The sequence below is a fragment of the Phycisphaeraceae bacterium genome, from assembly GCA_040222855.1.
Lineage (GTDB): Bacteria > Planctomycetota > Phycisphaerae > Phycisphaerales > Phycisphaeraceae > Mucisphaera.
The window spans coordinates 121,764-136,555 of the sequence record JAVKCD010000003.1; the positions used below are offsets into that span (position 1 = coordinate 121,764).

Sequence of the window (14,792 nt, forward strand, 5' to 3'; positions counted from 1 at the left end):
ACCTGCCCGTTTTCTTACAGTATTCAGTCTGACCGCACGCCGCGGCGGGCCCATCGTAGCCGCTCGCCCCTCGCCTCCGCACCCTATGACCCACCAAGACGACCAAGGTCATCTCAACGCGATCCGTAGCGGAGACCGAACCCGCCTGACCCCCCTGCTGCGCGCCCACCAACGTCGGCTCTATACGCTCTGCCTGCGGGTCCTTGGCCACCACGAGGACGCCGCCGACGCCGCTCAGGACGCCTTGATCCAGATCATCGAGAACATCGATCGCTTCGAGGGCCGTTCCCAACTCTCGACGTGGATGTCACGGATCGCCATCAACCGGGCCCTGACGCTGCTGCGCAAGCGAAAGAGCCGACCGACGCTCCAGCTCACCGGGCCGGGTGACAGCGATCGCCCCGATCTGGCGCTGGCCGATTCCCGGGAACCTGACCCGACCTTGCGCGTCGAACAAGAGGAGCAGACACGGCAGTTGGCCAACGCCCTCAACGCTCTGGAGGAGCGCTTCCGCGTGGTCCTCGTACTCCGGGACATCGAAGGCATGAACTACGACGAGATCGCTACCACCACCGGACTCGCCATCGGCACCGTCAAGAGCCGGATCTTCCGGGCTCGACTGGCGCTGCGGCAAGCCCTGGATGACGCCGAGACTCGCTCGGACCAGCGGGAGGGTGCCCATGGCTGATCGCACCGACCAACTCTCCGCCGAACACGAGCTGCTGCTGCTGTGGATCGAGGACGAACTCAATCCTGAACAAACGGCCGCTTTCGAGCAGGTCCTCGCCGAGCGCGATGACCTCGCCGAACTGGCCGCCCGCCTGCGCGCCGACCGTGCCGGGCTCAAGCAGCTGCCTGACCTCGACCCGCCTCACGATCTGGCCGACGTGGCCATCGAGCGCCTCGAACGCAATCTGCTCCTGGACGACACTCCTTCCCGACGCTCGCCGCGCACCCCAAGGCAGACCTGGGGCCGCCCGCTCGCCTACGCCGCCGCCGCCGGGATCGGCCTGGTCTGTGGCGGGGTTCTCTGGCAGTCGCTGACCACGGGCTCATCACTCATCGATTCGTTCAAACTCCCCATCGAGCAGCAGGTCGCCATCGCTCCCACTGCGACTAAATCAGCCATCGACAGCGACGAGGCCTCAGATATGAGCGATGAGGCCCTGCCCTCATCCTCCAGCATGAAGCGTGTGGTCATCGCCGAAGCCGAAGCGACGCCCGCCGCAGACTCGCGCAACCTCACACCCGAAGAGCGACTCCAACGGCGTGCCGAACGACTGCGCAGCCCCGACGCCACCGCCAATCAGTCGATGCAGCTCGACAGCCAGCCCGCGTCCGCAGTCGCCACCAACCCGATCGACGAACTGCTGATCGAGAAGGCCGAGCAACTCGACTCCACAGACACCCCCAACGCACTCGCCGCTACGGGAGTCCCCGCCCGACAGTTAGCGGGCATGGGTGGAATCGTGCCGATGACACCGGCGAGCCGGGTGCCCCCGGAGACCTTGACACTCACCAACGAGCGTCCCGAGAGGATGGTCACGCTGATCGAGCAGTGGGCCGGGCGCAGAGCGTTGCCGGTCCAGCGCGTCAGCGTCATCAATCGACCAGAGATGGTCCAACCGCTCTTCACCCGCAGGGCGTTCATCCCGCCCGTGACGACCAGCTATCGCTCACCGACAGGCCCGGTCGATGCTGAGCAGGCCATCACGCTGACGATCACCGGCCCGCCAGAGGCGCTCAGCGCTCTACGTGATCGCCTGAGCCCTCGACCGGTTGAAGCCGACAGCAAACCATCGCCAGCGCCTGCCGCCTTTCAATCAGCCCACGATGCTCAGCCCGCCACCCTCACGGACCTCCTCCGCGCCCTGCAGTTGCCCGAACAACTCCGCAGCCTGATCCCTGTCGAGGAGGGCGTCGCTGTCCGCGACCTCGGCCAACCCCCATCACAGCTCACCATCATCATCCGCCCCGCTCAGCAGCAGCCCACCCCGGTCACACAACCCGATAGCAATCCGCAGGCCGAGAACAACTCAAACGGCGACGCCAACCCAGCGGGAGCCGGCACGCTCTCCATCCCGACCACCATCGACACCACGCCGGTGGAGCCACCACCACCCGCCGATGGCGAGCCAGGGGATGAAGCTCAGGAGCCCGAGTCCGAGCCCGGCCAGCAGCCCTGAGCCCACCGGCAGGGTCAGCCGATCATTGTCGGTGACGTTCTCCAGGTTAAGTAACACCAGCACCGCCAGCGTCGTCGCGACCGCGACACTCAGCAGCGTCAACCACCCAGCCCAGGTCGCAAACTTCGGGAACATCCGTGCCTCACTCCTTCCCTTAAGGGAAAAAGCTAGCCTAACACACCGTCCCACTCTTGTGTCGGCGTGTTTTCTCCCATGGACTCAGCCTGTCGGTTCACCGCTCGCTGGCGGCCGTCATCTCGCCGCTCGTATCGATCCTGATCGTTACGGCGCCATCACGATACGTCTCAAAGAGTCGGACGCCCGGCAACACGGCACCCCACGGGCTCGGCCCCGCAGCCCGTGGCCAACCGGACGACTGCACCGCGATCTCGAGTCTTAACTCGGCGAGCCAGCGCATCGCCGCCGGTCGTCTGGATCCGTGATGCGGGAGATCGATCACGTCGACCCGAGCATCCCTTAGCCGCTGCCCGACGCCCATCACACCGGCCTGATCGATGTCCCCGGTCAGCAACACCCGTCGACCGTGTGCCTCGATCACCAGCACCAGCGAGCTGTCGTTGTCCGATAATCCGATCACCCCCGCGTCCGGCCACACCACTCTGACGACCGCTTGGCTCGATCGCTCTTCCCAGCCCGCCGACACCGTCACCATTTCGACACCCGAATCGTCCAGGTGCCGACCGACTTCCGCCAACGCTGAGCCTTCGCCTGCCTCCTCCAACGACGTCGCGAATCCCTCGCTCACCAGCACACGCCCGACCTTGACCCCATCCAGCACCTCCGGCACCCCCGCGTAGTGATCCAGGTCGGCGTGCGTGATCACCAGTGTCTCAAGATGATCAATCCCTAACGACCGCAACGTCGGCAGCAACACCCGCTCGCCCACACCCGGCGACCCACCCGCATCGACCAGCCACACCCCGCCCGGACCCGGGAAGTCCACGACATAAGCGTTGCCGTGACCCACCGCCAGAAAACGAATCATCAGATCATCAGATTCATGACCTCTACCTACGGCCGACCACAAGGAAGCCCCGCCAAGGACCACAAGAACGCCCGCGCAAGTAAGAGACGCGCCAAGACGAGCTCGACCGGGCATGATCAGCCACCCCACAAACAACCCAACCCCCACCAACAACAAGACCACCCAGCCCAGGGCCTGATCGACACTGCCCTGCCAGGACAACCCGGACAAAGACGCCCCCAAGCCCGCCTGCCAGCGCAGCACCTCCGCGGGCCAGACCACCAGCGGCACCATCCAACTCGACACCTCAACCGACATCAGCCCCACCAGCATCTTCACCACCCCAGCGCCGAGCATCACGACCAACACCGGACCGGCCACCAGCGTCAACACCGGCCCCGCCAACGCGACCAACCCGAAATGCCACGCGGCAATCGGGAGCGTCGCTGCCCACGCAGACAACCCGGCCGCAAACGCTGCTCTCAGCCAGCTCACCAACTGCCTCGCAGGGGTCCGATGCACCTCGATTTCGGCGCGTTGCTGAGCCCGCCAGGATGACCACCTCATCTGCACCAGGATCCCCGCTACCGCCGCAAAACTCATCTGAAACCCAGGGTCCATCACCTGACCCGGGTCCCACGCCAGCACGATCAACGCCGCCAACCCTAGCGCATCAAATGCTCCCAACCGCCGACCCGACCAGCCAGCCAGCAGCAAGCACCCCGCCATGATGCCTGACCGCACCACCGATGGACGCCCGGGCAGCACCACCAGATACATCAGCAGCACCGCCAGCACCCACAGCCGCCGCTGGCCGGGATGCGCGACCACTAGCCCTGCGGCCAACCACGCCAACCCCGCGATGATCGCGATGTGTGTCCCGCTGATCGCCAGCAGGTGCGCGAGACCGCTGAGCCTGAAATCTTCCTGCAGCGAGCTGAGCAGGTTCGACCGCCGACCGAGCAGCACCGCATCAAGGATGGCTCCCGCCTCACGCTCGGGATCAATTCCCGCCAACAGGCCCGCCGACAGCCGATCGTTCGCCGCCGCGCGCCAGCCACGCCACGACCAACCCGGCTGCGCGAGTTCATCCCAATGCTCATCACCCGCCACCGCGAGTCGTCCGAACACCCCACGCCGTGCGTACATCGCCCGCGCATCGAACGCGCCGGGATTCGCCGGCGACTCGATCGCCGTCAACCAACCCCGAGCCATCATGGACGTCCCGACCGTGGGCCCGCGCTCGTCACCCTCGATCGACAGCTGCACACGACCCTCAACCGCCCGCGCCTCACCAGTAACCGTCAGCGTCACAATCTCCAACACCCCCAGCCGCCTCGGCGGGCGAAACGAGAACGCTGCCAGCGCCGCCTCCGACTCAGCCCTCAGGGTCGGCTCCTCCACCACCACGCCAGTCACCTCGACCAGCCTCCGCTCGGTCACGACATAGCCCCGCAGATCACGCTCCGACGCCTGCCCCTGCCGCACCGCCTGCCAACCGGCCAGCACCATCACCAGCGAGAGCACCAACGACACGCGCCCCACCCGACCGGGCACGAGCCCGAACCCCACCAGACACAGCCCCGCGCCGAGCCACCAGCCAGGCTCAACACCAAACAACCCTATCAACGCCCCAGCCAATGCCGCCACGCCAAGCGCGATCAGCAACCCACTCGACGACATCATTGCCTCATGACTTTGGGCCATGAAAATATGATATCAGTTAATATTCTTGCTTGTCGCCCGGCTGGCCTTAGGCAGCCCCCGCGTCCCGGCCTACCCCACGCTTGAGCTGCGACTGTGCGATCATCAGTCGGTCAATCACCGCAGGCATCGTCCGCGGGCGATCCTCCGGCTCCATCTCGACACAGTCCATTACCAGGCTCGACAACGCTGGCGGAACTTTTGAGTTCAACTCCGCAGGCGGCGTGCAACGCTCGACCGTCTTGAGGGACACCCCCGAACCCGCCCGCTGCCGGGGGATCAGCGTCGGGACGTGCTTCTTGGTCAGCATCCAGTACACCGTTGCCCCTAGGTTGAACACATCCGTCTGAGGCGTGATCGCCCGACGCTTGACCTGCTCGGGCGCGATGTAGTCGGGCGTCCCCTGAATCCGCTGCTTGATCGTACCGATCGGGCAGCTCTGTCCAAAGTCGATCAGCTTCACCTCGCGCTGAGGCGTCACCATGATGTTCGTCGGCTTCATGTCCGCGTGCACATAGCCAACCAGGTGCATGGTGTGCAACCCCTGAGCCGCGTGCGCGATGATCTCGATCAGCTCCAGCATGTTCCCCGGCTGGTACTGCTCCAGCGGCATCCCCTCGATCAGCTCCATCACCACGATGACTTCGCTCGTCCGGATCAGCTTGCGGATCCGAATCAGCTTCACACCCTTGCGCAGATACGGGCTGTCGAACTTCTTGGCGATCTCGTACTCACTGACCGCCTGATCCACAAAACGCTGGTCACTCGGCGAGTCCTTCACGACCCGCTTGAGCGCATAGCGCTTGTTGTCCGTGCCCCGGACTTCAAAGATCGTGCTCTTGGCACCCTGTCCCAGAGTCCCAAGCACCTGATAGCCGGCGATTTCATGCCAGTCTGCCATGCTTCACGGCGCAGTCGGTCTGGACGCTCTGCGCCCGCCTGCTGCATGCTCTCATCGGGTTGTCGAAACAACGTATAAACGAATTGACGCCAACCTTAGCCGCACGCTCTATGCATCACAACCTTCGGCTGGAAAAGACTTTCGCCTCATCAGACAGCATGGATACGTTCTGATCATCCCCGGCCTGCGCAACATGTAACGATTAGGGCAGTTAAGGATTCAACCGATCATCCAACTCACCCCGAAACGCATCGACCGAAAAGCCAGTACCCGACCCGCTCTCACCCAGATGAACAAAAACCCGGTTACTCCGGATACCAAACCGCTTCTGAATCGCCGACACCAGATCGATCAGCGACGCCTGCTGAGTCGCCGTCATCGGCCCGCCATCAGCATCCCCAACCACAGCGATCCCGATCGCGATGCGGTGCCAGCGATCCGACTCAGCACCTGCGAGAAAGCGCCCCTGCGACTGCAAACGCCACCGGAAGCCCGCCTCGATCTGACCATCGCCCGAGCCCGTGCCGTTGCCCACCACAAAGTGATAGCCCAGCCCGCCACGGCCATCTCGCTCGTGATCCCGATTGATCTGCTCAGCACTCCCCGCTGCGCTCCCGCTGTCGTGAATAATGATCGACTGCCACTGAGCCGGCTCGGCCACGTCAAGCAGCGCCTCGTCCAGCGCCGCCCCGTCGCTGTCCTGAGCCTGGATGTCCAGCCGCATCGCCACCGCCTGCACCGGGGCCACCGGCGACGGCTCAAGCACCAGCAGCAGGCTGCTGGTCAGCGTCATCGCCACCAGCAAGACACCCAGCACAGTGATCGTTCGCTGATCAGGCATTGAAACGTGAATCTCCTGCAGAACCCGTCATCCGCTGTTCTGCATCTTCGTTATCGGTCTAATAAAACAAGCTCTTCATCGCCAGGCCACTATTTCTATCGTCCCTGAACAGCACGGACATCAAAACTTGCCCGAATCCGCGCAAAACCTGCCGTTTAGGGCTGGTCCAGCGGCCGCAGTCGCTCCCGCAGGTTCGGCTGGTCACGGCCAAAAGCGTCCGTCACCGTCGCCGATCGATCACGGTCTCGCAGCGTCAGATAACGCTCATAAGGCGATCGTGAGGAGTTCTCAGGGAATAAACGGTCCCGAGACGTGCTGCATCCCGCCCCAAAACCCCCAAAGGGCACCACCAGCACCACCGCCCAGAGCCGTCGATCCATCCTCATGCCCCCCACATTACCACCATGCCTCCCACACGACCATCCGCCCCCATCCCCCTGAATAACCCGTCGAATAGACTGACCAGCCCATGGCTCAAACCCCCGAAACACCCCGCGAAGCCGCCATCGCGATCATCCAGACCCTCCGCGACAACGGCTTCACCGCCTACCTCGCCGGCGGATGCGTCCGCGATGCCCTCCTCGGCCTCGAACCCAAGGACTATGACATCGCCACCGACGCCCACCCCGCCAGCGTCAAAAAACTCTTCCCCCGCTGCCAGATGGTTGGCGAAGCCTTTGGCGTCGCACTCGTGCGCACCCGACACCACGCCACCGAAGTTGCCACCTTCCGTCAGGACGAGGGCTACTCCGACCGACGACGACCCGACGCCGTGACCTTCACCACCGCCGAACGTGACGCCGAGCGCCGCGACTTCACCATCAACGGACTCTTCGCTGATCCCCTCGACACCGACTCAAAGACACAACACGACCGCATCATCGACTACGTCGGCGGGCTCGACGACCTCAAAGCACAACGAATCCGCGCCATCGGCGACCCCGATGACCGCTTCGCCGAGGACTACCTCCGCATGCTCCGCGCTGTCCGCTTCGCCGCACGACTCGACTTTCAACTCGAACCCCGCACCGCCGCCTCCATCCAACCCCTCGCCCGCTACCTCGGCCAGATCAGCCGCGAGCGCATCGGCACCGAAGTCCTCGCCATGCTCGCCCACCCCCGCCGCGCTCGCGCTGTTCAACTCCTCGAAGAACTCCGCCTCGACGGACCCACCCTCAACGAAGACCATCTCGCACCCACCGACTCAAACCCGCCCCTCGATTCGCTCCCCGCCGATGCCACGCCCGCCCTGGCCCTCGCCGCCTGGTGGATCACACGTCAGCGTCTCCCGATGAACCTCACCACCATCGCACAGGCCATCAGCACACGATCCTCAGCCCACGCTGACCGCTGGCGCAAGGCCCTCTGCCTGAGCAATCAGGTCGACAACGACCTTCGCGGCATCCTCCGACTCATTACCCGCGCAGAAACCTGGGACAACCTGCGCATCGCAGCCAGAAAACGCCTCCTCGCCGAACCTCTCTGGCCGCAGACCCTCACCCTCCTCCGCGCCATCAACGACCAACCACGCACCGCTCAGATCGAAGCCGACAGCGCCCCACTCATCGCCCAAGGCGTCGCCCCCGAACCCCTCCTTCGTGGCGAAGACCTCTTGTCCCTCGGCATCCCCGCAGGACCCGACCTCGGCCGCATGCTCGACCAGGCCTACGATGCCCAACTCGAAGGCCTCTTCCATGACAAAACCTCTGCGCAACAGTGGCTCAAAAACCAAAACAGCTAACTGATCCGCGATCAATTACACCCACTCCCTCAAACCACTTCATTCCTCAACATGCCCGGCGCTGTTCCGGCCGATAGACTCCTTACCCCCATGGAAACCTGGCTCGAACATCTGGCGACCAACGCCCCCTACGTCGTTCTGGTTGGCGTTCTCCTCGCCAGCGGGTTCGGCGTCCCCATCCCCGAAGACCTCCCGCTTCTCGTAGGCGGATACCTCGCCGGGCAGGGCTACGCCGAACCCTATTCCCTCTTCGCCATGTGCTTCGCCGCCATCATGATCGCCGACGGAACCCTGTTCTTCCTCGGCCGCACCTACGGCCACCACGTCCCGCAGATGCCCATCCTCAACCGATTCCTCACCGATGAACGCGTCCTCCAAGCCGAACGCCTCCTCCAACGCCATGGCGGGAAGTTCATCTTCGTCGGACGATTCATCCCCGGCGTCCGCGCCCCGGTCATGTTCGGAGCCGGTGCCCTCAAGGTCCCCTACTGGAAGTTTGTCCTCTTCGACGCCGGCGCCGCCATCATCACCGCCCCCGTCTTCTTCTTTCTCGGCTACTACTTCGCCGACCACATCGAGGCCATTCGCCGCTGGATCATCGATGGCCAGCTCATCGTCGGACTCGCCGTCATCGCTGTCCTGGCCATCGTCATCATCCGCTGGCGCAAACGCCGCCAGCGCATGAAACTCGCCCGATCACAGCACCGCAGCCGTGACGCCGCCTAGGATCGCGGTTCATAATCCCAACTCCGCCCTTGCGGCCTCACACCCCCGGGTCTAGGCTTTACCCCATGTCAACCGAACCCATGGTCGGCCCCACCGATGTCCGGCAGACCTACCCTCAGATCATGAAGCGCGTCGCCGACGCCGCCCGCCGCGTCGGGAGACGCCCCGAGGACATCCTCGCCGTCGCCGTCACCAAGAACGCCACACCCGATCAGATCCGCACCCTCGTCGATCTCGGTCACTCCGACCTCGGCGAAAACCGCGTCCAGCAACTCGTCCAACGCGCTGCCCAGCTCGACGAATACCTCTCCCGCCGACGATCCCTGGGTGGAGCCGTCGAGGGCGAACCCACCATCATCCCCGACCGCATCCGCTGGCACATGATCGGCCACCTCCAACGCAACAAAGTCAAACAGGTCGTCCCCCTCGTCGATCTCATCCACGGCATCGATTCCCTCCGACTCGCCGAAGAGCTCCACGCCTACGGCGCCCGCACCGATCAGGTCATCGACATCCTCCTCCAGATCAACGTCTCCGGCGAGGTCTCCAAGCAAGGCGTCGCCGCCCCCGCAGCCATCCACGTCGCCGAGCAGATCGACACCATGATGCACCTGCGCCTCCGCGGGATCATGACCATGGCCCCCTATTCCGATCAGCCCGAAGACGCCCGCCCCATCTTCTCCCGCGCCGCCGGTATCTTCCACGACATCCGCAAAGAGGGCATCGGCGGAAACGACTTCACCGTCCTCTCTATGGGCATGTCCGGTGACTTCGAAGTCGCCATCGAAGAAGGCGCCAACCTCGTCCGCATCGGCCGCGCTCTCTTTGGCGAAACCGACTCCGAAGACCCAGACCAATAAGCCAACGCACTCACAGCAAACTCACCGGGTCCACATCCACCGCGATCGTCGTGTTCGAGATCAGCCGCCCGTGATTCCGCAGCGCCGTCATCACCCGCTGTAGCGCCCCCGCCGTGCCATCCGCTGGCCCCAGCAACTCGATCTGCTGACGATGATGATCCGCCACCCGCGCCATCGCCGGCACCATCGGCCCGCGCACCCGCACCGGCAAACCCAGTTGATCCCGCGCCTCAGTCAGCGCACCCGCCAACTCCGCAGCCAGCTTCGCACACATCGCCAGGTCCCGATGCCGGATCACCAGCCGCACCATCCGCGCCACGGGCGGCAACTTCAGCTTCCCCCGCAAAGCCAGCTCTCGCGCCGCAAAACCATCGTAATCACCCGCCATCGCCAGCGCTAGCGTCGGGTCCTCCGCGTTGAGCGTCTGCACAATCACTCGCCCCGCACCCTCCCCACGCCCCGCACGACCCGCCACCTGCGCCACCAACTGAAACGTCCGCTCCGCAGCCCGAAAATCCGGCAGATGCATCCCCGTATCCGCCGACACGATCCCCACCAGCCGCACCCGCGGAAAATCCAAACCCTTCGCCACCAACTGCGTACCCAACAACACATCCGCCTCACCACGCCCAAACCGCCCCAACGCCTCCAGATAATCCCGATGCCCCCGCATCGTGTCCGAGTCCATCCGAATCAGCCGCACCCCAGGCAGCTTCCGCGCCAACTCATCCTCCACCCGCTGCGTGCCCCACCCAAACAACGTCACCTTCCGCCCACAATCCGGACACGTCGCCGGAACCATCTGCTCCGCCTCGCAGTGATGACAACGCACCAACCCGCCCCTCGGCAGATCACCCTGACGATGAAACACCATCGTCGCGTCACAGTGATCACACGACTTGACCCACGCACAACCATGATCCGGACAAGCAATATGACTTGCGTACCCACGCCGGTTCAGCAGGATAATCGCCTGCCCCCGCTTCGCCGGATCAGCCTCCTCCAGCATCCGCCCCAGCTCCGACTCCAGTCGCTGCCCAATCAGATGAATCCCGCGCCGACTCCGCCGCTCCTCGATCAGGTCCACCAACTCAGCCTTCGGCATCGACATCCCAGGCGGGCGCTTGGTCAACCTCATCAGCGCATAACGATCTCGCTGCTTCGCGTTGTGCAACGACTCCAGACTCGGCGTCGCCGACCCCAGCACCACCAACGCCCCCACCCGCTGGGCCCGCCGAATCGCTACATCTCGCGCGTGATACCTCGGCAGCTGATCCTGCTTGTAACTGCTGTCATGCTCCTCATCCACGATCACCAACCGCAGCCGCCCCACCGGCGCAAACACCGCCGAACGCGCCCCGACGACAACCTTCGCCTCACCACGACGCACCCGATGCCACTGCGCATTGCGCTGCGCCGCCGTCAACCCCGAATGCAACACCGCCACATCCGCGAACCGCGCCATGAACCGCCCCACCGTCTGAGGCGTCAGCGCAATCTCCGGAACCAAAACAATCACACCCGCCTCCGCATCCTCACCACGCAACCTCTCAATCAGCCGCAGGTAAACCTCCGTCTTGCCCGACCCCGTAATGCCGTGCAGCAAACCCACCCCAAACCCATCCCCAGCCATCACCCGCAACCGCTCGAGCGCATCAGCCTGCTCATCCGTCAACTGGAGATCATTCGCCGTCTCTAAACCATTCGCCGGTGAAGAAACAGGGTCCGCCATGATCGTGTCCACCCGCCGCTGCTCCAGCAACCCCGCCTCGATCAGCTTGTTCACCGGACCCAACGTCTTCGCCCCACCCATCGCCGCCAACGCCTGACGATCCACCCAACCATCCTTCTCCATCACCCCCCGCCCCGCCTCCATCACCGCCCGCTGAACCTTCGGCAGCTTCAAGCCCTCATCAATCCCCTCAGCGACACGAACCTCCACCCGCGTCGTCGTACCGATCCCCTTCGACACCGCCGCCGGCGTGACCGCCCCAAACACCATCCCCAGCGGACACACGTAATACCGCGCGATCCACTTGGCCAGCTCCACCAACTCCTCAGGCAGCGCCCCCACCGGGTCCACCGCCAACACCGCCTTGATCTTCCCCGCATCCAGCCCACTCGAATCCGAACCCACCTCGATCACCACACCCCCCGCCACCTTGTTCCCACGCCCCAACGGCACCTTCACCCGCTGCCCCACCCGCGCCTCCATCCCCTCAGCCAGCCGATACGTCAACCCATCCGCCGTGACATCCACCCCCTGCTCAATCGCCACCCGCACATACCGCGCCGCCAGATCACCATCCGAAAACACCGGACTCGGGAACAACTCATTCATTACCCCCGAGTCTATCCGCATAATCAAAAACCCCCGCGGCCTTTGGATGGCCGCAGGGGCTCAAGTTCCCTTGATTCCGGTCACATCTGCTCAGCGACGCCGAGCAAGCCCCAGCATCCCCAGCCCCAGCAACGCAGCCGTCGCCGGCTCCGGCAACGCGTTCACATCAACCCCGAAGTTCGTCGCCAGCAGCGACAAGTCAATCAGGTCAACCAGCGTGTCCCCATTAAAGTTCCCGTCCGTCCACGTCCCGCCACCCTCAAAGTTACCCGCCAGAATCGACAGGTCCACCAGGTCCACCACGCCATCAAGATTCGCATCACCTGGCAGGGCCACCACCACCTGAACATCAGTCGCTTGATAAATCACAGCCAACGCAAATGTAGGCGTCACCACCTGATCAATAACCTCATCAAACTCACCAACCCGCGACAAGCCATCAATCAGCGGGATCACCGTCCCGTAATCCAGCAGCAGCCCGCCCGGAACATTCAGGTCCAGCGTACCCGCTAACTCAACCGCGCCATCAATAAACAGCCGGTCGTACTGACCAGGATTCTCGCCCACAATCTTCATCACCAGCGTCCCACCCTCGCCCTGACTAAAACCCGCCGCAAACAGATTCCCCGCCGTCGGACCCACCAGCATCACGCCATCATTATCAACCACGGTCAGCCCGACATCTGCTCCAGCCTCAAAACGCATCTCACCAGACACGCCATTACTCAGCGTCCCCTCACCCGCAAACGTCGCCGCACTGTCCACCGCCGTCAATCCCTGCATCCGCAGCGAAGAACTCGGATTAATCCACGTCGTCGTGCTCGAACCCAGGAAGTTCACATCCGCCGTCACCCCAACACCAAAGTTGACCTCAAGATCACCACTCAGGTCCATCCGCGAACCCGCCAGCTTGGTCGTCACAAACAAGTTGCTCCCGTTAAGCCTCATCAACCCGCCCATCCCCCAGGACGTCTCATCACCCGTCAGATTCACCGTCAGGCTCGCCGTCAAGCCCGCACTCACGTCGATCTCGCCATCAAAATCGTGTCCCTGGCCGACCTGTTCAATCCGCCCCGCGTTGACCGTCAACGCTGAGTTCACATCCCAGTCACTGTTCGTCAGACCATCCATGTCGAATACGTCCGCCACGATCACCGAACTCAGATTCACACTCGCATCAGCGCCCTGATACGCAACCCCCTCGATCGTGGTCGTCCCCCCGACCCAGTTCGTCGAGCCATTGAACAGAACCACGCCATCCGACGAGTCCGTGCTCGGCGTCATAAACGTCCCCCCACTGATCGACGTCGTGTCCTCAAACCGAAGAATCCCCCCGTTACTCACCGTAAACGTCCCGCCGTTGACATCACTCAGGCTCCCGTCAAACGTCAGCTGCCCCCCATCCACCACCACTGACGCCGCCGCCTCAATCACCACATCCGACTCCACCCGCGCGTCGGCAAAACCCGCCGTGTCATTCAACACCTCAAATGCCCCCCCCGCCAGGGTCCATTCCCCACCCGTGATCCGAAGCGTCCCAACAGCATTCCCCCCAACCCTCACCGTCGAACCCGCCGCCGTCGTCCAGCCCTCGCTCAGGTTCATCGCCAGTAAACCACCCCGACGCAGATAGATCGTCCCATTGAAATCGTCACTCAGCCCCGTCCCATTGAACGTCATCTGATCGATCGCAATCCCCGCCCCGCCTCGCGCCGCAATGACGCCCCCACCCAAATCCCCATCCAGGTCCATCCGACCACTGCCCACCTGGTTGAACACCAACCCGTTCTGCGCGCCCCCGACCTGAGGATCAATCTCCCCGTCATTCACCAGACTACGAAACCCATTGCCAACCAGATTCACGACGCCATCCCCACGGATAATCGCCGTCGAGTTGATGTCCAACAACTCATCAACCTCGATTTCCGCCCCCGGCCAGAGCGTCACGATCGCCCGATCACTGATCACCAGATTGTCCGTATCCAGGGCATCCGAAGCACCCCCGGACCAAGGATAAATCTCCAACCTCGACGAATAGGTCTGCGCTGGCGTGACGTTCCGACCCGACACGCTCGTCGTCCCGGTCACCACCAGACGATTCGTATCCATATTCAATCGCATCCCATCCGTGATCGTCAGCCCCGCCACCGTGTCGTTCACGTTCAGCGTGACCACATCATTCTCAATCCCCGCCAGGTCGCCTATGAATGCGTTATCCGTCGAGTTAGGCGTCCCAAAAGGCGTCCAGTTCCCCAGCGTGCTCCAAAGATCACTGTTCGAACCATCCCAACTCTTATCCACCGCCCACACCGGCGACACACCCACCGCACTCACAAAACCAGCTACCAAGACACCCGTACACAGACCTGAATAAGACATGACGAAAACCTTTCTTTAAGCCATACACCATGGCAGTTGATCGAAATAAAAAACCCAGAAGTAGCCCCTGAGTTACGCACACTTGGCGCGAACCCTGCACAGCCAGCGACATAATCTCACGACCTCAC

Annotated in this window: 11 protein-coding genes; 5 read left to right on the forward strand and 6 right to left on the reverse strand. The window is 63.5% G+C overall.

Annotated features, from left to right (window positions below):
- The first annotated feature begins 85 nt into the window (after positions 1-85).
- A complete protein-coding gene (locus RIG82_00535; GenBank protein ID MEQ9459424.1) occupies positions 86-688 on the forward strand; it encodes a sigma-70 family RNA polymerase sigma factor in 603 nt (200 codons plus the stop codon).
- Positions 681-2,186 carry a hypothetical protein gene (locus tag RIG82_00540; GenBank protein ID MEQ9459425.1) on the forward strand — a complete coding sequence of 502 codons (1,506 nt, stop codon included), beginning with the start codon at positions 681-683 and terminating at the stop codon, positions 2,184-2,186. Before RIG82_00535 ends, RIG82_00540 begins: the two co-directional genes overlap by 8 nt.
- A gap of 232 nt (positions 2,187-2,418) precedes the next feature.
- Here the strand turns inward: RIG82_00540 and RIG82_00545 are convergent, their stop codons facing one another.
- The 4 genes from RIG82_00545 to RIG82_00560 all read right to left on the reverse strand — a co-directional run bounded on the left by RIG82_00545 (position 2,419) and on the right by RIG82_00560 (position 6,997).
- A complete protein-coding gene (locus RIG82_00545; GenBank protein MEQ9459426.1) occupies positions 2,419-4,878 on the reverse strand; it encodes a ComEC/Rec2 family competence protein in 2,460 nt (819 codons plus the stop codon).
- Positions 4,879-4,924: 46 nt separating this feature from the next.
- Positions 4,925-5,776: a serine/threonine-protein kinase gene (locus tag RIG82_00550; protein MEQ9459427.1), complete on the reverse strand. Its 852-nt coding sequence runs from the start codon at positions 5,774-5,776 to the stop codon at positions 4,925-4,927.
- 211 nt (positions 5,777-5,987) lie between these two features.
- Positions 5,988-6,617: a peptidoglycan recognition family protein gene (locus RIG82_00555; protein ID MEQ9459428.1), complete on the reverse strand. Its 630-nt coding sequence runs from the start codon at positions 6,615-6,617 to the stop codon at positions 5,988-5,990.
- 155 nt (positions 6,618-6,772) lie between these two features.
- A complete protein-coding gene (locus RIG82_00560; GenBank protein ID MEQ9459429.1) occupies positions 6,773-6,997 on the reverse strand; it encodes a hypothetical protein in 225 nt (74 codons plus the stop codon).
- An 89-nt stretch (positions 6,998-7,086) separates the two neighbouring features.
- On the opposite strand from RIG82_00560, the gene RIG82_00565 reads away from it, so the two are divergent.
- The 3 genes from RIG82_00565 to RIG82_00575 all read left to right on the forward strand — a co-directional run bounded on the left by RIG82_00565 (position 7,087) and on the right by RIG82_00575 (position 9,944).
- Positions 7,087-8,358, forward strand: a complete 1,272-nt coding sequence (locus tag RIG82_00565) for a CCA tRNA nucleotidyltransferase (GenBank protein MEQ9459430.1) — start codon at positions 7,087-7,089, stop codon at positions 8,356-8,358.
- Positions 8,359-8,448: 90 nt separating this feature from the next.
- On the forward strand, positions 8,449-9,084 hold the full coding sequence (locus RIG82_00570) for a DedA family protein (GenBank protein ID MEQ9459431.1): 636 nt from the start codon (positions 8,449-8,451) through the stop codon (positions 9,082-9,084).
- A gap of 65 nt (positions 9,085-9,149) precedes the next feature.
- A complete protein-coding gene (locus RIG82_00575) occupies positions 9,150-9,944 on the forward strand; it encodes a YggS family pyridoxal phosphate-dependent enzyme (protein ID MEQ9459432.1) in 795 nt (264 codons plus the stop codon).
- Between the two features lie 10 nt (positions 9,945-9,954).
- Here RIG82_00575 and priA read toward each other — a convergent pair whose 3' ends face one another.
- Complete coding sequence (priA, locus tag RIG82_00580) at positions 9,955-12,285, reverse strand: primosomal protein N' (protein MEQ9459433.1); 2,331 nt, start codon at positions 12,283-12,285, stop codon at positions 9,955-9,957.
- A 90-nt stretch (positions 12,286-12,375) separates the two neighbouring features.
- Entirely contained in the window at positions 12,376-14,664 is a 2,289-nt protein-coding gene (locus tag RIG82_00585; protein MEQ9459434.1) for a hypothetical protein, read from the reverse strand.
- Between the last annotated feature and the right edge of the window lie 128 nt (positions 14,665-14,792).